The sequence below is a fragment of the Acidovorax sp. Q11 genome (genome assembly GCF_054950075.1).
On the sequence record NZ_JBUDZG010000002.1, the window covers coordinates 277598 to 296349 of the forward strand.

The following is an 18752-nucleotide window of genomic DNA, read 5'->3' on the forward strand; positions in this document are numbered from 1 at the left end:
ATTTCCAGGCCATGGAGCCGCTCAAGGCCGCAGCAGCCGCAGCGGCTCGCCCACACGGGCCTTCACCACGTCGTCGCGGTGGAAGGGCAGGGTGTGCCAGCGCTTGGCCGAGAACTCGCGCATCTGGTCGTTGGCGTGGGGCGATGCGGGGTTGGTGGATTGGCCGTAGGCCAGGATGGCCTGGGCCACCGGGCCCTTGGCGTCGAAGGTCACGGTTTGCACGTAGCTCGTGCCGTAGTCGATGCGCAGGCCTGCCTTGTTGATGGGCGCGGGCTCCTGGCGGCCCAGGTTGTTGAGCACGCCTTCAAACTCCTCGCCGCCATGCAGTGCAACGGGTTCTTCGGTGATGGCCGGGCGCTGCACGCTGCCCAAGGTGGCGTCGAGCGTGTAGCCGCTGGTGCGGATGGCCTTGACGGCACCGTCCAGCGCCTCCCACACCTTTTCGGCGGTGGCGGCGTCGTCCATCTTCAGGCCCGCCGGGGTGGCCGCGGGTTGCTGCGCATCAAAAGGCACACGGTGCACGCCCGGGATGTTGCGCGCGGTGCGCCAGAACTCGCGGAACACATGGGCGCCGCGGGCATCGACGTTGTTGCGGCGGTCCCAGCCCTTGAGGGCCGTGCAGCCGTCGCGGGATTCGGCCGTGGGCGCCTTGTCGCAGGCGGCCAGCAGGTCGGGCACCACCACCTGGGCCATGAAGTTGCGGTTCTGGAACAGCTGGTCCTGCATGGCCTGCAAAGTGACCTTGCCCCGGCCCAGCATCTCGGGGATCTCGGCCAGGCTGGCGCGGGTGCGGGGGCGGGTCAGGCTCGCGTCGCCCACCAGAGGCGAGATGCCTTCAAACTTCTGCGTGGGGTGGGTGTAGACGAAGCTGTCATTGCTGTTCTGCACCCAGTCATTGCGCAGGGCCACGGGCATGCGGCTCATGGGGATGAGGCCGGGCACGGGCGATGCGCTGTCTTCGCGCCATGCGCAGTCGGCGCGTGCGCCGTTCAGCACCACCAGGCCCGCTGCGCCGCGCAGCGCGGCGGCGGGTTTGCTGGGGGCGCAGCGTTCCAGCTGGGCGGCGTCCACATCGGGCACCACGCTGGTGTCGGTGTAGAGCACGCGGCCGTGGCGGTCGGCCGCCAGGGTGTTCACCCAGGGCAGGCCCAGCGAGGCATGGGCCTTGTGCATTTCGCCTACCGAGGTGGCGCGCGCAAAGGCCAGGGCGGCGTCCATCATGCGGGTGTTGCCGGTGTTGGCGTCGCGCAGGGCGTAGGCGGTCTTGTCGGTCCAGCCCAGGCCCGCGCGGGGCACCACCACCAGTGGGCCCCAGCGGGTGCTCCACACGGTGTGTTCGCGGGCCTGGAGTTTGCCGTCGGCACCGGGGACCTGGGCGCTGATCTTGCGCGCCGTCATCTTCTCGGGTTTGCCGTCCACCAGGTAGCTGGTGGCGTCGCCCGGCACCAGGGCCAGCTCGTACAGCGTGAAGCGTTTGCCGGTGGACACGGTGTGCGACCAGGCCACGTCCTTGTTGAAGCCGATGGAGACCATGGGGTACGTGCCGATGCCCACGCCCATCACGTCCATCTGGCCGGGGATGGTGAGGTGCATCTCGTAGAAGCGGTTGGGGCCGCTCCAGGGGAAATGCGGGTTGCCCAGCAACATGCCGCTGCCGTTGGCCGTCACGTCCTTGCCAAAGGCCCAGGCGTTGGAGCCCAGGGGCGAGTCGAGCAGGCCCACGTCGCGCATGGCCTGGGCGGCATCGGCCAGATTCACTTCAAGGGCGGGTGCCTGGGCGGCCTTGGCGGCAGGGGGCTGCGCGCCCAGCATGCCATCGGCCAGCGCGGCAATGCCGGCCTGCACGGCCACCACTTCGGCCATGCGGCGGTATTGCGCCAGCGTCATGGGCTGCACCCAGGCCTTGCCGTTGCACGCCTGTGGCAGGCGCGTGGCGTGGTCGGCCAGAAAGCGGTTGTAGCCGGCCACGTAGCCGCGCGCCATGGATTGCACCTGGGGACTGGTGGTGGCCCAGCTGCGCTCCAGCGCGGCATCGTCCATGTGGGCGGCCACGAACAGGTCGATCTGCTCGTTGGGCAGGTAGCGGCGGCCGAGCAGGCCGATGGTCTTGGCGCCAAAACTGCTGCTGCGCTGGCCGCGTGCCGTCACGAGCTGGTCGGCCGTCATGCAGACGTTGTCTTGCGCGTAGGCATAGGCCACGCCATAGGCCAGGGTTTCCGGGTCTTGCGCAGTGATATGCGGGATGCCGTAGGTGGTGCGCTCGATGGTCACGCTGCGGCTGCTGCGGGTATCGGCGCCATGCGGCGTATTCGCGCAGCCCGCGATGAAGAGGGCCGCGCTCGCGGTGACCAGCGCGGAAAAAGGGGAGAGTGTGGTGGAAATGCCTTTTGGCAGGCCGGTTTTCTGTTGCATGGTTTGTTGTCTCCAGGTGTCAGGTGGTACCTGCGGGGCCTTTGCCGTGCAGGGCGCTCTTGTTCGCGCCGCCATGCTACCGCCCGGTAATATCTGTGCATGGTGGTGGTTTCGCCGCAAATGGTGGCAATATCGCCACCATGCCTATCAACCGGACCGAAGCCACCAGCATCCCATCCTCCGTGCAGGTGAATATTGGCATCCTCTGGGGGAGAGATAGCATAGCCAGCGTGGCCGCCGCTGTGGCAGATGCCCTGCGTGCCATGAACATGTTGGCCGCCATGCGTGCCAGTGGTGCCCAGGGGCCCATGCGCTGGCATTGGCTGCTGGCCCCGGGTGAGGAAGGCGCCGCGCCGCCGCCCCTGTGCGACAGTGGAGCGCTGCTGGGGCCTCTGCACGCCATCGTCATACCAGGCTGGCTGGTGCCCACCGGGCCTCAACTGCGCGAGGTGAGCAGTCGCCACGCTCAGCACTTTGGCGCGGTACTGCGTGCCCATGTTGCAGGGGGTGGGGCTGTGGCGGCACTGTTCAACGGCTCAAGCCTGTTGGCTGACTGCGGTTTGCTTGCCGAGCGTAAAGTAGCTTTGCCCTGGGCGTTTGCGCCGTCGACCCTGTTGCAGTCGGGCGCCAGCGTTCAGGCGAAAGAGCAAGGCCCCCCCCCACCGGCCGGGGCTGTCTGGCAGCGTGAACAGCCCTGGCAGCGCGACGGCCCCATTTGGACATCCGCCGCACCGCAGCACACCCTGCCGGTGGTGCTGGACTTGCTGGCCCAGACGCCTGCCGCCGAGCTGGCCCAGGCCGCATCGCATGTGTTGCTGTTTGATGCACCGCGCCAGCTCACGGCCACCGCCACCTTGGAAACCCCTACCGGTGCCCCCATGGGCGCGGGCAGCCTGGAGCAAGCCCGCCGCTGGTTGCGGGATCATAGGAACGAGCCCTACAACCTGAAGGCTACTGCGCGCGCGGCCACCACCAGTCCGCGTACGCTGCTGCGTTGGTTTGCCCAGGTGTACGGCGAGAGCCCGCAGGACTACCTGCACAACCTGCGCATCGCCCAGGCCCAGGCGCTGCTGCAGACCACCTACCTCACCGTGGACGCCGTGGCGCAGCAGTGCGGCTACAGCGACACGGGCAGCTTTCGCAAGATATTCCATCGCGTGAGCGGCACCACCCCGGGGGCCTACCGCCAGCGCTTCAAGCTGCGCACCACGCGCAAGCAATGGCTGGGTACCCACACAAACGGCGATAATTGAGTGCGCTATCGAATCCGTAGCTGTCAAGGCATATGCAGAAGGCGGTAGCAGCCTTTTTTGTTTGATTCTTTCAGACCATCCACACACCACATCCATGCAAGCCCTGCTCGACGCCATTGCCGCCATGCCCCTGTCCACCGAGGCGCAGCGCATCTTTCATGGCCGGGGCGGGCTGCACCCGGGGGCAGAGCAGTGGGTGCTGGATGCCTATCCGCCCGTGCTGGTGCTGACGAGTTTTGCGCCCGCCACCGAGGACGAGTTGGCCGCCATCGGCGCCGCGCTGGAGGCCCGGTGGGCGCAGATCGCCCCGGCGGGCGAGGTGCTGAACTGGGTGTTCCAGCACCGGGGTGAAGCGTTGCGCATCGAGGGCCGCAGCGAGACGCGGCTGATGGCCGGGGCCGTGCCCGACCCGCACATCGTCACCGAGGCCGGGGCACGCTTTCGCGTGCATGTGCTGCGCGGGCAGAACCACGGCCTGTTCCTCGACATGGCCGCAGGCCGCCGCTGGGTGCACGACTATGCCGCCGCACGCAGTGCAGACCGCTACGGCCTCAAGGTGCTGAACCTGTTTGCCTACACCTGCGCGTTTTCGGTGGTGGCGCTGCAGGCGGGCGCCAGGCAGGTGGTCAACGTGGACATGAGCCACGGCGCGATTGGCATCGGGCAGCAGAACCACCAGCTCAACGGTATCACCACCGGCGCGGCATTTTTGCCGCATGACATCTTCAGCAGCTGGGGCAAGATCACGCGCAGCGGGCCCTATGGCCTGGTCATCGTGGACCCGCCCAGCTACCAAAAGGGCAGCTTTGTCGCCACCAAGGACTACGCCCGCCTCATGCGCCGCCTGCCCGATTTGCTGGCCCCCGGCGGCCACGCGCTGCTGTGCCTGAACGCGCCCGAACTGGGCGTGGACTTTTTGCAGGACCAGATGCGCGAGCTGGCGCCCGAGCTGCAGTTTGTCGAACGCGTGGCCAACCCGGCCGTGTTTGCCGATGTGGAGCCCGGCCGGGCACTCAAGGTGCTGGTGTACCAGGCGCCCGCGCTGGAACCGACCGCCCAGGGTTAGAAAACCCCCATCGCCAGCCCCACCGCCAGGGCCTCTCCCAGCGTCTGGCAGCGCGCCAGGTCGTCCGCGCCGATGTGTTTGGGCGCCAGGATGGCCTCGGGCGTCTGCGCGTGGGTGCACACGATCAGCGGCTCGGCCACCGCGTTCAGGCGCCAGCCCGTGGCGATGCGCGCCATCTGCCGCGCTGCGTTCTGCCCGTCGCTGCCTGCGCAGACCAGCAGGGCATAGGGGCGGCCGTTGATCTGGTCGAGCGCGCCGTAGTAGCAGCGGTCAAAAAAGTCCTTGAGCTGCCCGCTGATGGCCGCCAGGTTCTCGGGCGTGGCAAACAGGTAGCCGTCGGCCGCCAGCACATCGGCTGCGTGGGCCTCTGCGGCATGCAGCAGGCGCACTGCCACGGTGGGCTCGGCCGCCCGGGCGGCGGCGCAGGCGGCCTCGGCCATCTGGCGCGTGCCGCCGGTCATGGAGTGGTAGACGATGAGCAGGGTTTTGGTGGCGGGCATGGGCGCAGCATAGTCGCTGTTGCAGGAGGCAAACTGCCGCACGAAGCCCCCGTGGCCACCGGTTGGCACGAGGGGTTTCACGAGGTTCGGCGCCATGCCCCGGTGCCACAATGGGCCACCACAGAACTTGCAGCCGCCGCCGTTTTAATGACCATCGTGTCCCCCGTTTCCCACTGGCTGCAGACCACCCGCGCCCGGCTGACCCTGCTGTTTGGCGGCACGGCCGTGCTCACCGGGCTGGCCATCGGCTTTGTGGCCGACGAGGTGCTGAGCCGCCACCTCACCGAACTCAGCGGCCAGTCGCTGATGAACGCCAGCCAGCCCATTGCGCTGGCGCTCTCGCAGGGCATGCTGGAGCGCGAGCGCGAAATTTCGCTGCTCAGCCACCTGCCCATGGTCACCCGGCCCGAGGCCTACGGCCCTCAGTTGCAGGCGCACCTGGAGCAGATGCGGCAGTCCTACCCCTTTTATTCGTGGATCGGCCTGACCGACGAGGCGGGCGTGGTGCAGGTGGCCACCGGCAACCTGCTGCTGGGCCAGAACGTGTCGCAGCGGCCCTGGTTCAATGCAGGCAAAAACGGCCCCTACGTGGGCGACGCCCACGACGCCGTGCTGCTGGACAAGCACCTGCGCGAGCCAGGCAGCAGCGTGCCTCTGCGCTTCATGGACTACGCCTCGCCTGTGCGCGGGCAGGATTCCGTCTTCAAAGGCGTGATCTCGGCCCATGTGAACTGGGCCTGGGTGCAGGACATCATCCGCCGCGCAAGCCCCGCATCGGTGGCCAGCAGTGGCATGGAGGTGCTGCTGGTCAACAAGGACGGTGTGCTCAATGCGGCCGGGGCCGTCGAGCTGCCGCGCTCTGCGCTGCCCATCCTGCCCAGCCAGGGGCGGTTTCAGGAAATGTTCTGGGGCGATTTGCCGGGCCAGCGTTACCTGACAGGCCTGGTGCCGGTGCCCTCGCAAACCATCACCGACCTGGGCTGGCTGCTGGTGGCGCGCCAGCCGATGGATCTCGCGTTGCAGCCCATCAACCGCCTGCACAGCATCGTGGCCGTGCTGCTGGTGCTGATGACCGTGATGCTGGTGGGTGTGGCCTACTGGGCGGCGCGGCGCTTCAGCCAGCCGGTGGAAAGGCTGGCAGAAGCGGCTCGACAGGTCGAGGCCACGGGCCAGGTGGCGGCGTTGGATTTCACCAAGGAGACGGTGGAGTTCCAGCACCTGCGCTCTGCGCTGCAGAACATGGCCCAGGGCCTGATCGACGGGCGCGCAGCGCTCGAAAAAGCCAATGCGGACCTGGAGCTGCGCGTGCAGGAGCGCACAGAGGCCCTGCACCAGAGCGAACAACGCTATCGCTCGATCCTGGAAGACCAGACAGAGATCATCTGCCGCTTCGACGGCGGCAATCGCCTGACCTTTGTGAATGACGCTTTTTGCAGACTGTTCCATTTCGAGCGGGAGAACCTGCTGGGCCGGGTGTGGGCGCCCGTCGTGCACCCCGACGACTATCCGCTGGTCGCGCAGAAGCTGGCCGCAGTCACACCCGCCAACCCGATGGTGGTGGTCGAGAACCGGGTGTTTGCAGGCGACGGCGCCGTGCGCTGGTGCCAGTTCAGCAACCGGGCGTTGTTTGACGACGACGGCCAGCTGGTGGAATGGCAGTCGGTGGGCCGCGACATCACCGAGCGCCGCCAGCTGGAGGCCGACCTGGCCCGCGCGTCAGAGCGCTTTCAGGACCTGTACGACAACGCCCCCTGCGGCTACTACGCGCTTGACCGCGACGGCAAGTACGTGCATATCAACCAGCAGACCCTGTCCTGGCTGGGCGCAAGCCGCGAGGAGGTGGTGGGCAAGCTGGGGGTGGCCGATTTTTTTGACGCCGAAGGCAAGGCGCAGTTCGCCAAGTATTTCCCCATCCTGAAGGAGACCGGACACATCGGCCCCCTGGAGCTGACCCTGCTGGGCCGCAGTGCCGCGCCCCGCCGCGTGTGTGTGTCCGCCACCGCCATCCGCGATGCGGCGGGCGAGTTTGTGATGAGCCGCTCCATCATGTACGACGTGTCGGAGCTGCACGCGGCGCGGCAGGCGCTGCATGCCCTCAACCAGGAGCAGCAGGCCATGCTGCACAACGATTTGATTGGCATTGCCAAGATCAAGGACCGCGTCATCCTGTGGCGCAACCCCGCGCTGGAGCGCATCTTTGGCTACGCCCCAGGCCAGCTGCAGGGCCAGACCACCGAAGAGATGTATGTGGACCACGAGGACTTCCTGGCCTTTGGCCGCGAAGCCTACGCCGTGCTGGCCTCGGGCCAGCACTACCGCCAGCAGCGCCGCATGCGCAAGCAGGGCGGCGACGAAGTCTGGATCGACGTGAACGGCGTGGCACTGAACTCCGACGGCGAATCCCTGTGGCTGATGCAGGACGTCACCGCCATGAAGCAATACCAGCAGCAGGTGGAGCACATCGCCTTCCACGACGGCCTGACCCGCCTGCCCAACCGCCTGATGCTGGCCGACCGTGTGACCCAGGCGCTGGCCCTGTGCGACCGCACCGGCAGCATGGCCGCGCTGTGCTACATGGACCTCGACGGCTTCAAGCCCATCAACGACCAGTACGGCCACGACATGGGCGACGAGGTGCTGCGCGTGACCGGCCAGCGTCTGCAGGAGCAGGTGCGCGCCAACGACACCGCCGCGCGCATCGGCGGCGATGAGTTTGTGCTGCTGCTCACCGCCGTCACCGACCCCGCAGAGATCACCCGGGCCATGGAGCGTGTGCTCAAGGCCATCGAACAACCCATCGACCTGGGCGGTGGCCGCGTGGTGCGGGTATCTGCCGCCGTGGGCACCGCCATCTACCCCCAGGACGGCATCAACGCCACCGACCTGCTGCGCCGTGCCGACCAGGCCATGTACGAAAACAAAGGGCATGTGTCGGCCGAGCGCAGCCGGTAAGAAGCGCGCTCAGCATCTGAACGGGCCTGTGCGGGCCACAAAGGCGGCTGGCCCTGCAGCCGCTGTTCGCCCCCCCCAGGCAGAACAACGCCTGGCGCTGGCAATCTCTGAATAGGTTATTCAAGTTATGAAGAATAGCGTTATTTACATTCTGAATTATTTTTTGAGAATGGTTTGCATTCAATGTGTGGATTTGTCAATATGAAATTGAATGCACAGGGGTGAGGCGGGGGCTTTTCGTTGCTGCTTGTTCTCCGGTGTAAATTGGAAAAACAGTCGTCAGCTCCGTTGACTCCTATGGAGAGTCGAGTGACGACGTGTGTCCAATTAATCGAGGGAGGATGAAATGCGATATTTCATGAGAGGGCTTGGGCTTTTTATTCTTTCGGCCTCTGCGCTGGTGAATGCTCAAGAGGTGATACCCGATTTTTACAAGGAACCGGGAATCCAGCCGAACCGCGACTTTGTCAATCAAAGCCACAATGAAAATATTGACCCTTTCACCGGGTCATTGCAGCGGCACTATGTGGATCTGCGCATCCCAGGAAACGGTGGCCTCGATCTGAATATTATTCGGTCGTACAACAGCAGCAATGTGAATCCGGCCAACGCTGGCCAGCCTAAGACGACGGCCGGCTGGGGCTGGGGCATGCACTTCGGCCGCATACTGCGCGCCCGCGAAGCGCTGCCTTGCGTGAACATGAACAGTCAAACGGTTGCCGACAACCCGACGCTGGAACTGCCCGACGGCAGCAGGCAGCTGTTGACTTTTACAGGCCAAACATCTCCCCTTGCGTTGTCCACGCAGCGTTGGCGGGCAGAGTGCTATCCCGGCGGAAATGGGATGGTGGTCACATCCCCAGATGGCGTCAGCTATGAGATGACACAAGCTGTTGGTTCTGGATCATCTGCCGCACCTGTCTATGAATGGCATACCAAAAAAATAACAGATCGCAATGGCAATACCATCACGATCAGCTATGTATCAGGCGCAAGCCAGGAAATCCGCAGCATATCCACCAGCGATGGAAGATCGGTGTCATTCAGCTACTACGACTCGGGCACCATATCGGCCAGAATCAGAAGCATCACGGGTGCCGGAAAAACATTTCAATACAGCTATCAGCCGTCTGGAATATCTGGAATTTACCAACTCGCCAGTGTCACCCGGCCAGATGGGAGTACATGGGCCTATGGCTACGACGGTAACAATGGTTCTTCTGCGGGCAGCTATTTGATGCGGTCTGCCAAAAGCCCTTTTGGCGGCACCATCAATTATTCTTACGCCTTCGTCTATTTTGATTCTCAATCAAATCCTGGCAGCCGCTCCAATGTGGTCAGCAGCAAATCCTTGAGCGCAGGGGGGAACTGGTCATTCAATTACCAACCGGGCGGCCCCGGCTCGTTGGATACAACCACGGTGACAAGCCCCGCTGGGACCACCACTTACAAGCACATTGGCCCCAACTATGCGGGCCCGGGCACCGTGTGGAAGGTTGGTTTGCTGGTGGAGAAGAGGATCGGCAGCACGCAGGTGGAGCAATACACCTGGCAAGGCCAGCAAATCTCTTCTGAAACGTATGTGCGCCCGGGCGCCTTTGTGACCAAGTTCGACTATTTGCAGACCAATGCGCCCATATTGACGCAAAAATTGATTACCCGTGATGGCACCACTTATCGCACCGATTTCAGCAATTTCGACTCTTACGGCAATGCCCGATCCATCTCGGAATCCGGACCAAATGGCGGCAGCAAAAGCACTACCAGAAGCTACTATGTCAACACGACAAAATGGATCATTAATCAGGTCCAAAATGAAAGCTCTTCAGGGGAGTCAATTAGCCGCAACTTTGACAGCAACGGCAACTTGAGCAACGAGACAAAAAACGGGATCTCCATCAGCAGACAATATGACTCCGATGGCAACGTGAGCAGCGTCACATTCCCAAGGTCGTTGACGCACCGCTATTCCAGCTACATGCGTGGCGTGCCTCAGACCGAAAACCAACCCGAAGGTGTGACGATTTATCGCCAGGTCAACGATGCGGGCAATGTGACTTCCGAAACAGATGGCAGTGGGCGTACAAACCGTTATGTTTACGATGACTTGAACCGTATCACATCCATTGACCCGCCAGCAGGCAACAGGGTGACGGTCACATATGGCACCAACATCCGCACAGCATCGCGCGGGGGATTGACAGAAACCACCAACTACGACGATTTTGGCCGTGTGACTAGCGTAGATCGCGGCGGTGTTGTTACCTCTTTTTCAGTCGATCCATTGGGCCGCACGACGTTTGAATCCAGTCCTAACGGCGGGTCAGGCAAAAACTATTCTTACGATGTATTGAACCGCTTGGTGCAAGTCACTAATCCTGATGGGTCGTCTAGAACCATCACCTATGGCGGTGCATCTAAAACAATCCGAAACGAAAGAGGGTATTCCACCACCTACAGCTACAGGGCTTATGGAGACCCCGACAAAGTGTTTTTGATGGGTATTTCTACGCCCGACAGTGCCTCGTCCGTGAGCTATGCGCGAAACAACAAAGACTTGATCACGTCTGCCGCCCAAGGTGGGGTAAGCCGAAGCTTCACTTACAACACTGCCGGATATATGGTTTCAGCCACACACCCTGAACTGGGTGTTGTCAACTATGAGCGCGACGCAGCTGGAAACATGACATCCAAGAACGTGAGCGGCACGGGTTCTATTGCCTATTCCTACGATGGCTTGAATCGATTGAGTACAGTGAATTATTACGGGGCTGCCCCGTCGGTGACGCATTCCTACGATGGCGCGCATCGCTTGCTGAGCACCACTACGTCCGACGCAACGCGCCGCTTCACGTACGACAGCAACGGCAACATCAGGACCGAGGAGCTTGTGACGGCGGATATATCCTGGTCGGCCCAATACGGGTACAACGGCAATGACCAACTCACGTCCATTGTTTACCCCCGCTCGGGTGAGACGGTTTACTACGGCGTCAACAACCTTGGGCAACCAACCTCTATCACAGGTTATGTCACCAGTGCCAGCTATTGGCCATCCGGGCAGATTCAGCGAATCGCCTATGCCAATGGCACTTCTTCTGAATATGGCCAAAACTCTCGGCTGTGGCCCTCGTCATTTTTTACTTCCAAATCAGGAAGCTACTACAACCGGTCTTCCTTTGGCTACGACACGGTTGGCAATCTCACGTCCATTAGCGATTCGACGGCCCCCGTCTATGGCCGAACATTTGGCTACGATGAAATGGACAGGTTGACCAATTTTTCCACCCCACAAGGCAGTGGCAGCGTCTCATACAACGGCGCGGGGAATATCACAAATTACAACGCTCCAGGCCTTCAGCTTTCCTATTCTTACGATGGCAATAATCGCTTGAACAGCGTGTACAGCACGCCCAATACCTTTACCGCCACCTATTCCTACGACGGTCTCGGCAACATCGCCAGCGGCGGCGGGCGCACCTACACCTACGACAGCGTCCCCAACCTCAAGTGTGTGAACTGCGCCACGCCCGCCAGCAGCATCCAGTACACCTACGACGGAGACCAAAAACGCACCAGGGTGAGCCAGGGGAGCACCAAGACCCATGAGTTCCACAGCGTGCATGGCAACCTGCTGGCCGAATACACCCCTGGCTCGCCCGGCAAGCTGATCCAGTACATCTACCTGAACGGCAAGCGCATCGCCCAGAAGGAGTCCGCGCAATGATGACTACGACGATGACGATGACGATGACAAAGACCGCCAGGCTCCACGCCCTGTGGGTGCGCCTTGCCGCGCTGCTGGCCCTGCTGCTGGTTTTGGGTGTGCTGGCCCCCCAAGCCGGGGCACAGACAACAAGCATCACGTTTTTTCACAACGACGTACTGGGCAGCCCGGCGGTGGCGACAGATGCCAGTGGCGCTGTGGTCTGGAAGGAAAGCTACCTGCCTTATGGGCACCGGCTGCAGGCGCCTGCGGCGGGTGCCAACAACAAGCTGTGGTACGCGGGCAAACAGCTGGACCCCAATACCGGCTTGTCGTACATGGGGGCTCGGTACTACAGCCCGGTGGTGGGGCGGTTCATGGGGATGGACCCTAAGGGAATCGTTCCGGAAGACCCGCACAGCCTGAACCGCTATGCCTACGGCAACAACAACCCCTACAAATACGTAGATCCTGACGGTCGGGCTGCACTATTGGCTTACAAGTTGCTGGTTACTGCAGCGGCAGCGACGGGAGCGACCATTTACATGACGCCCGAGCGGCAGGCGCAGATGGGGCATGCGGCCACACTGCTGCGGCAGCGCACGGGTGAGGCGCTGGAGCGGGCTTCTGGTTTGGTGTTCAATGAAAGTGAAAGCTCTATACCTCCTGAGGTTACAGACAAAATTCCACCGGAGTGGGGTGAGGGAAAATCAAATCGAAAAGGTGATGGAACTCGTTGGCAGGATCCTAATGACAAAGGCAGTGGTGTTCGGGTCGACGAAGGAAACCCCAGCAACAGTCAACCAAGCCAACAGGTTGATCACGTAGTAGTTCGTGATAAAGGCGTTGTGATTGGTCGAGATGGGAAGCCGATTAATGGCAGCATTAAGAAAGACCCAACCAATGCGCACATTCCCTTGAGTGAATACAAAAATTGGAGGAGCTGGAATAAGCCATGAGCGATTTACGTTATCCCCAGATGCGCTTGGAATTGATTGAGTATATCAATGCATTGTCTGATCTTTCCTATCAAAATAGAGTATGGGTTGGTGGTATTTTGGAGGGGCCGGTGGTGCATGACGAATTTGATTATGCTATTCATTTTCTCTATGATGACACATCGCTGGCGAGCGACCCGTTCTCTATGATTGGCGAGGTGCTGCGTAACTCGATGGAGGCAGAAAAAATTTCCACTTTGATCAAGGCCATTGATTTGGTTTTTGATAAATATGGAACAAAATTATCTGATGCGGAGTATTTAAAAAAACCGGAGTGGGATGCTGTTGTGCTTGCAGCGCAAGATGCATCCAATGCATTTCTTGAGCACTGAATTTTTAGCTTTTTGATGAGTATTTCTTGAATTAAGGACGCTCTTCGTCACCTATTCCTACGACGGTCTCGGCAACATCGCCATCGGCGGCGGGCGCACCTACACCTACGACAGCGTCCCCAACCTCAAGTGTGTGAACTGCGCCACGCCTGCCAGCAGCATCCAGTACACCTACGACGGAGACCAGAAGCGCACCAGAGTGAGCCAGGGGAACACCAAGACCCATGAGTTCCACAGCGTGCATGGCAACCTGCTGGCCGAATACACCCCGGGCTCGCCCGGCAAGCTGATCCAGTACATCTACCTGAACGGCAAGCGCATCGCCCAGAAGGAGTCCGCGCAATGACGACTACGACGATGACGATGACAAAGACAGCCAGGCTCCACGCCGCGTGGGTGCGCCTTGCCGCGCTGCTGGCCCTGCTGCTGGTTTTGGGTGTGCTGGCCCCCTATGCCAGGGCGCAGACAACAAGCGTCACGTTTTTTCACAACGACGTACTGGGCAGCCCGGCGGTGGCGACAGACGCCAATGGCGCTGTGGTCTGGAAGGAAAGCTACCTGCCTTATGGGCACCGGCTGCAGGCCCCTGCGGCGGGTGCCAACAACAAGCTGTGGTACGCGGGCAAGCAGTTGGACCCGAATACAGGCTTGTCGTACATGGGGGCGCGGTACTACAGCCCGGTGGTGGGGCGGTTCATGGGGATCGATCCGGTTGAGTTCAAAGAGGACAACATCCACTCGCTGAATCGGTATGCGTACGCCAACAACAATCCGTACCGCTACGTGGATCCTGATGGGAGGCAAGCGCAGCCCAGCGTGTACCCCAACTTCGATCCTATGGAGTACCTTAGGAGTCTTGCGATCGAATCAGGGAAATTCATCGCAATGGCTTCCGGAGGGGCCGGTGGGGCAGCTGAAAAGGTAGCGGTTGGAGTTGCGGCTGCAAAAGAGACCGTGACTGTTGGACGCTGGATGTCCGCAGCTGAGCATTCATTAATGATTAATTCAGGCAAGGTTGTGGAAAGTCGTACCTTTACGACGCATGTGGCGAGTCCTGCCAACGTGGAGACATTCATGAAACAAGCAGCTGTTGGGAGTCGATATATAGAGTTTGGAGTGCCTATTGAATCAATAAAAACAACTAGCCAAGGGGTTGCAAAAGTAATTGGACCGAACTCTTTGGAGGGTCGTCTTGCGGCGGCAAAGGGGAATCCAACTCCTCAGATGCCAACGGCTTCGGATATTTCCTGGATCGCTTCCAAGGTGAAATAATATAGGACTTGACTATGTTGAATACGTTTATGAATTGGGGGCGCGAAAAATGTTTGGAGCTTATTCGGCAGGGCTTTAGTGCTTCAGTCATTCCCTGTGAAGCATCTTCAAATACCGGGGCAATAATGGATGTGGTTGGTAGTAGTGCTATGGCGAGAATTACTTTATGGAGTAGTGGGGATGCTTATTTGGAGGTTATTGATAGTGCATCGGAGAAGACGACTTATAGCAAACATTTGTCCTTGTCGGGTTCATTTGATTTTGATGTTGAGTTTTCTGATTTTTTTTCAACCTTAAATTCCACACTTTGAAAGTACAGTTCTGAATACTGTCGTCTATCAAAAATTCGACGGATACCCTGTTCATACGACGGTCTCGGCAACATCGCCAGCGGAGGCGGTCGCACCTACACCTACGACGCTGTTCCCAACCTCAAGTGTGTGAACTGCGCCACGCCCGCCACCAGCATCCAATACACCTACGACGGAGACCAAAAACGCACCAGGGTGAGCCAGGGGAACACCAAGACCCATGAGTTCCACAGCGTGCACGGCAACCTGCTGGCCGAATACACCCCGGGCTCGCCCGGCAAGCTGATCCAGTACATCTACCTGAGCGGCAAGCGCATCGCCCAGAAGGAGTCCGCGCAATGACGACTACGACGACGATGACAAAGACCGCCAGGCTCCACGCCGCGTGGGTGCGCCTTGCCGCGCTGCTGGCCCTGCTAGTGGTTTTGGGTGTGCTGACCCCCTATGCCAGGGCGCAGACAACAAGCATCACGTTTTTTCACAACGACGTACTGGGCAGCCCGGCGGTGGCGACAGATGCCAGTGGCGCTGTGGTCTGGAAGGAAAGCTACCTGCCTTATGGGCACCGGCTGCAGGCGCCTGCGGCGGGCGCCAACAACAAGCTGTGGTACGCGGGCAAGCAGTTGGACCCGAATACAGGCTTGTCGTACATGGGGGCGCGGTACTACAGCCCGGTGGTGGGGCGGTTCATGGGGATCGATCCGGTTGAGTTCCAGGAAGACAATGTTCATTCCTTCAACCGGTACGCATACGCAAACAACAACCCCTACAAGTATGTAGACCCGGATGGCAGACACCCTCTGCTGGTGTTCGCAGCGGTTGGATTGTTCATGCTGGACTTTCACCATGCAGCGACGAGCAATGAGCCGTTTACGGGCGTTGGCGGTAGCGTCGCTCCTGCTGGGGCCAAGCTCGCTGGCGTGTTTGCGAGGTCGGCTGCTTCAGAGGGCGGCGTTGCTGCAAAGGGGGGCAGTGGCTACATTGATGGCTATCGTGCAGTTTCTAAGGCCGAAGCTGATGACATTGCAAAGCATGGCTTCCGCCCACATCCCGAAGGGCGTTCCATGGGAGACAAGTGGTTTTCAGAAACGCGCCAGGGAGCCGAGCAATTTCAAAGAACTTATCCTGAGTTGCAGGAAGTCGTTAAGACAAAGGTCCCGAGGGATGTGTACAACCGAAGCTATAAACATCCAAACATAGACAACACAGGTCCTGGATTCTGCATTCAATGTACAGATCTTGGGTTGTTACCAAAACCTTGAGGTACCTTCATGAAAAAAGATCTACTGATTGACTTTTTATGGATTCCCTCTGACTTAGGTGGGCATGGTTCGTCTCCGTACTCCGGAATGCGTTTGTCAATTCGTTGGCAACGGTATATCGAAGCTCATTTGCAATGCCTTCGAGACGGAGAATGCCAAGTTTTATTTTTTGACTCACAAACCTTTAGAGGCAGGGTTTTATGTTCTTTGTCGTCTACGGACATTCCTCCCGAGTGGCTTCAAGAAGGGCAATTCGTCGAGTTGCTAAATGGATTCCGTGTGCTTGCAATTGGAAAAATTGTGGCGCAATAGACTTGCGATAAAGGGAATAGGGACCTCACATGTGAAGAGGTTTGTTAAATTTCATACGACGGTCTCGGCAACATCGCCAGCGGAGGGGGCGCACCTACCACCTACGACGCCGTTCCCAACCTCAAGTGTGTGAACTGCGCCACGCCTGCCAGCAGCATCCAGTACACCTACGACGGAGACCAGAAGCGCACCAGGGTGAGCCAGGGGAACACCAAGACCCATGAGTTCCACAGCGTGCACGGGAACCTGCTGGCCGAATACACCCCGGGCTCGCCCGGCAAGCTGATCCAGTACATCTACCTGAACGGCAAGCGCATCGCCCAGAAGGAGTCCGCGCAATGACGACGATGACGATGACAAAGACCGCCAGGCTTCACGCCCTGTGGGTGCACCTTGCAGCGCTGCTGGCCCTGCTGGTTTTGGGTGTGCTGGCCCCCTATGCCAGGGCGCAGACAACAAGCGTCACGTTTTTTCACAACGACGTACTGGGCAGCCCGGCAGTGGCGACAGATGCCAGTGGCGCTGTGGTCTGGAAGGAAAGCTACCTGCCTTATGGGCACCGGCTGCAGGCGCCTGCGGCGGCTGCCAACAACAAGCTGTGGTACGCGGGCAAACAGCTGGACCCGAATACCGGCCTGTCGTACATGGGGGCGCGGTACTACAGCCCGGTGGTGGGGCGGTTCATGGGGATGGACCCCAAGGGAATCGTTCCAGAAGACCCACACAGCTTCAACCGGTATGCGTATGCCAACAACAACCCGTACAAGTACGTTGACCCGGATGGTCGGACTCCGGTAGCGGCGGTGGCCGGCATGGGAATTTTGGCAATTGGGGGAGCCTACTACGCGCTTGCGCCGCCGAGTAAGCAACAAGAGATGCGCCAGTCGATAGAGCGTCTTTCCCGCGCAATTGGCAATGCTTTGTATTCTGAGTCGGCAGGGCCTGGCGATGGAGCAAAAGCCGAGTCAAAGAAAGGTGAAGCAGCCAAGCCAAGTCTCCTGGACCCTAAAGGCGAAACTCACGTTCTGGATGGGGATGCAACTGGAGGAGGTCATGCGCCGGGCACCGGTAAACCAGGTAAGAGCGAATTTCCTAGCGGTTGGTCGCGCGAAAAGATTGCAGGAGAAATCTCAGATGTAGCGACAGATCCAAGTTCAACCACATCGCCGGGGCGAAATGGCCGCACTGTTGTAAACGGTACGCGTGACGGGGTAGACATCCAGGTGATCGTCGAACCAAACGGTCGGATCGTTACCGGCTACCCAACCAACGTGCCACGCAACCCACGCTAAAGATTAATGATGTCCAATTTTGATCTTGTCGAATCACTGCTATCTAACCTGCTGAATGCCTCTGAAGGGGAGTTGTCGGACGCAGAGCGTGCAGAAGTTCAAGCATTTATTGATGTTGGTGAGTATGGCTTAGCGCTTGAGACTACGGCTGACATCTATGCGGAGGAGAGGAAGATTCCCTCGACCGAAGTTTTGTCATTGATCGAGCGGTTAGCCATTGCTATGTCGATGGAGCCTGAATCAGTGCTGGAGCGTTTGGCTAGGTAGCTGAATAGAATAAAAGTATGTGGACCCGGATGCCTACTCGGGAAGACTTGTTGAGCAAGCTGGAAAGTCTTTGTTCTGGTTCTGAAGCGCGAAGTGACATTGCATCCTGGGCAATGGCGCTAATTGAGGATGATGAACTGCGGGTGACAGACCAAGCGGTATGGACGGTTTTAAAACGGCTTGGGGCAGTTGATCTTCCCGAATCCTGTGCCTCCGGCGCAACGTGGCTTCTAAGATGTGACTATCGTCAAACCTGTATTTCTAGTTGATTTCAACGAAATGTTGGAGGCGGACCTCGTGTTGCTGGCTAAAGAAGACACGAGGGCTGACATTCATGGCAACGTTGTCTCTCTAAAGGAGGGAATGGACGTTTCTCTGTGCATGGACGACACCGACACGAAAGGGCGTAGCGACCTCTTGGTCGCAAGTGGAGTTGTTGAAAAGGAGCCTGTCAGATGTTTTGTGTGTGAGGCATAGCATGTCAACAAGGAGCATGAATGCCACGCAAGACGAAGACGACCGCAGCGACGGACAAGGCGGCGCAGCCGCAATTCTCAGCCGAGCTGCTTGAGCAACTCATCCCAGGGCCGGTAACGCCAGCCGAACTCGAAGGCATCTTCCAGCAGTTCAAGAAGTCGGTTCTTGAGCGCGCCCTGGGCGCCGAGATGAGTCACCACCTGGGCTACGCGCCCGGCCAGGCCAAGCCCGAAGGGGCTGCGGCCAATCACCGCAACGGCAAGAGCGCCAAGACCGTGCTGACCGACGTCGGCGCCTTGCGCATCGACGTTCCCCGCGATCGCGAGGGCTCGTTCGAGCC

17 protein-coding genes are annotated in these 18752 nt (G+C 60.1%); 15 read left to right on the forward strand and 2 right to left on the reverse strand.

Going from position 1 to position 18752, the window contains the following annotated elements; genetic code table 11:
• Window positions 1–21 precede the first annotated feature (21 nt).
• Window positions 22–2412, reverse strand: a complete 2391-nt coding sequence (locus ACYZGB_RS03655; RefSeq protein ID WP_462386829.1) for a penicillin acylase family protein — start codon at window positions 2410–2412, stop codon at window positions 22–24.
• 140 nt (window positions 2413–2552) lie between these two features.
• On the opposite strand from ACYZGB_RS03655, the gene ACYZGB_RS03660 reads away from it, so the two are divergent.
• Together ACYZGB_RS03660 and ACYZGB_RS03665 are read left to right on the forward strand one after the other, a co-directional pair.
• Window positions 2553–3665 carry a helix-turn-helix domain-containing protein gene (locus ACYZGB_RS03660; RefSeq protein WP_462386830.1) on the forward strand — a complete coding sequence of 371 codons (1113 nt, stop codon included), beginning with the start codon at window positions 2553–2555 and terminating at the stop codon, window positions 3663–3665.
• Window positions 3666–3759: 94 nt separating this feature from the next.
• On the forward strand, window positions 3760–4731 hold the full coding sequence (locus ACYZGB_RS03665) for a class I SAM-dependent methyltransferase (RefSeq protein WP_462386831.1): 972 nt from the start codon (window positions 3760–3762) through the stop codon (window positions 4729–4731).
• Here ACYZGB_RS03665 and ACYZGB_RS03670 read toward each other — a convergent pair.
• A complete protein-coding gene (locus tag ACYZGB_RS03670; protein ID WP_462386832.1) occupies window positions 4728–5231 on the reverse strand; it encodes a flavodoxin family protein in 504 nt (167 codons plus the stop codon). The genes ACYZGB_RS03665 and ACYZGB_RS03670 overlap by 4 nt on opposite strands.
• A 156-nt stretch (window positions 5232–5387) precedes the next feature.
• On the opposite strand from ACYZGB_RS03670, the gene ACYZGB_RS03675 reads away from it, so the two are divergent.
• From ACYZGB_RS03675 to ACYZGB_RS03735, 13 genes are all read left to right on the forward strand, one after another.
• The gene (locus ACYZGB_RS03675) at window positions 5388–8183 is read left to right on the forward strand and encodes a sensor domain-containing diguanylate cyclase (RefSeq protein WP_462386833.1); all 2796 of its coding nucleotides are present in this window, start codon (window positions 5388–5390) and stop codon (window positions 8181–8183) included.
• Between the two features lie 346 nt (window positions 8184–8529).
• Window positions 8530–11910, forward strand: coding sequence for a hypothetical protein (locus ACYZGB_RS03680; RefSeq protein WP_462386834.1), 3381 nt, complete (start codon window positions 8530–8532; stop codon window positions 11908–11910).
• Complete coding sequence (locus ACYZGB_RS03685) at window positions 11907–12848, forward strand: RHS repeat domain-containing protein (protein ID WP_462386835.1); 942 nt, start codon at window positions 11907–11909, stop codon at window positions 12846–12848. The genes ACYZGB_RS03680 and ACYZGB_RS03685 overlap by 4 nt, the downstream gene beginning before the upstream one ends.
• Window positions 12845–13219: an SCO4402 family protein gene (locus ACYZGB_RS03690; RefSeq protein ID WP_462386836.1), complete on the forward strand. Its 375-nt coding sequence runs from the start codon at window positions 12845–12847 to the stop codon at window positions 13217–13219. The genes ACYZGB_RS03685 and ACYZGB_RS03690 overlap by 4 nt, the downstream gene beginning before the upstream one ends.
• A 133-nt stretch (window positions 13220–13352) precedes the next feature.
• A complete protein-coding gene (locus ACYZGB_RS03695) occupies window positions 13353–13565 on the forward strand; it encodes a sugar-binding protein (protein WP_462386837.1) in 213 nt (70 codons plus the stop codon).
• Complete coding sequence (locus ACYZGB_RS03700) at window positions 13562–14491, forward strand: RHS repeat domain-containing protein (RefSeq protein ID WP_462386838.1); 930 nt, start codon at window positions 13562–13564, stop codon at window positions 14489–14491. Before ACYZGB_RS03695 ends, ACYZGB_RS03700 begins: the two co-directional genes overlap by 4 nt.
• A 14-nt stretch (window positions 14492–14505) precedes the next feature.
• A complete protein-coding gene (locus tag ACYZGB_RS03705; RefSeq protein ID WP_462386839.1) occupies window positions 14506–14802 on the forward strand; it encodes an immunity protein TriTu family protein in 297 nt (98 codons plus the stop codon).
• A gap of 129 nt (window positions 14803–14931) precedes the next feature.
• Complete coding sequence (locus tag ACYZGB_RS03710) at window positions 14932–15144, forward strand: sugar-binding protein (protein ID WP_462386840.1); 213 nt, start codon at window positions 14932–14934, stop codon at window positions 15142–15144.
• Complete coding sequence (locus ACYZGB_RS03715) at window positions 15141–16064, forward strand: RHS repeat domain-containing protein (RefSeq protein ID WP_462386841.1); 924 nt, start codon at window positions 15141–15143, stop codon at window positions 16062–16064. Before ACYZGB_RS03710 ends, ACYZGB_RS03715 begins: the two co-directional genes overlap by 4 nt.
• Window positions 16065–16505: 441 nt before the next feature.
• Window positions 16506–16718 carry a sugar-binding protein gene (locus tag ACYZGB_RS03720; protein ID WP_462386837.1) on the forward strand — a complete coding sequence of 71 codons (213 nt, stop codon included), beginning with the start codon at window positions 16506–16508 and terminating at the stop codon, window positions 16716–16718.
• On the forward strand, window positions 16715–17668 hold the full coding sequence (locus ACYZGB_RS03725) for an RHS repeat-associated core domain-containing protein (protein WP_462386842.1): 954 nt from the start codon (window positions 16715–16717) through the stop codon (window positions 17666–17668). The genes ACYZGB_RS03720 and ACYZGB_RS03725 overlap by 4 nt, the downstream gene beginning before the upstream one ends.
• A gap of 9 nt (window positions 17669–17677) precedes the next feature.
• Window positions 17678–17935 carry a MafI family immunity protein gene (locus ACYZGB_RS03730; RefSeq protein ID WP_462386843.1) on the forward strand — a complete coding sequence of 86 codons (258 nt, stop codon included), beginning with the start codon at window positions 17678–17680 and terminating at the stop codon, window positions 17933–17935.
• A gap of 497 nt (window positions 17936–18432) precedes the next feature.
• Window positions 18433–18752, forward strand: a 320-nt coding sequence (locus ACYZGB_RS03735; protein WP_462386844.1) for a transposase, incomplete at its 3' end; no start/stop codon positions are given.

What these genes read in the sequence shown, in the direction of transcription:
- ACYZGB_RS03655 (WP_462386829.1), bottom strand. Translation starts at nt 2,412, where the DNA reads ATGCAACAGAAAACCGGCCTGCCAAAAGGCATTTCCACCACACTCTCC.
- ACYZGB_RS03660 (WP_462386830.1), top strand. Translation starts at nt 2,553, where the DNA reads ATGCCTATCAACCGGACCGAAGCCACCAGCATCCCATCCTCCGTGCAG.
- ACYZGB_RS03665 (WP_462386831.1), top strand. Translation starts at nt 3,760, where the DNA reads ATGCAAGCCCTGCTCGACGCCATTGCCGCCATGCCCCTGTCCACCGAG.
- ACYZGB_RS03670 (WP_462386832.1), bottom strand. Translation starts at nt 5,231, where the DNA reads ATGCCCGCCACCAAAACCCTGCTCATCGTCTACCACTCCATGACCGGC.
- ACYZGB_RS03680 (WP_462386834.1), top strand. Translation starts at nt 8,530, where the DNA reads ATGCGATATTTCATGAGAGGGCTTGGGCTTTTTATTCTTTCGGCCTCT.
- ACYZGB_RS03685 (WP_462386835.1), top strand. Translation starts at nt 11,907, where the DNA reads ATGATGACTACGACGATGACGATGACGATGACAAAGACCGCCAGGCTC.
- ACYZGB_RS03690 (WP_462386836.1), top strand. Translation starts at nt 12,845, where the DNA reads ATGAGCGATTTACGTTATCCCCAGATGCGCTTGGAATTGATTGAGTAT.
- ACYZGB_RS03700 (WP_462386838.1), top strand. Translation starts at nt 13,562, where the DNA reads ATGACGACTACGACGATGACGATGACAAAGACAGCCAGGCTCCACGCC.
- ACYZGB_RS03705 (WP_462386839.1), top strand. Translation starts at nt 14,506, where the DNA reads ATGTTGAATACGTTTATGAATTGGGGGCGCGAAAAATGTTTGGAGCTT.
- ACYZGB_RS03715 (WP_462386841.1), top strand. Translation starts at nt 15,141, where the DNA reads ATGACGACTACGACGACGATGACAAAGACCGCCAGGCTCCACGCCGCG.
- ACYZGB_RS03725 (WP_462386842.1), top strand. Translation starts at nt 16,715, where the DNA reads ATGACGACGATGACGATGACAAAGACCGCCAGGCTTCACGCCCTGTGG.
- ACYZGB_RS03730 (WP_462386843.1), top strand. Translation starts at nt 17,678, where the DNA reads ATGTCCAATTTTGATCTTGTCGAATCACTGCTATCTAACCTGCTGAAT.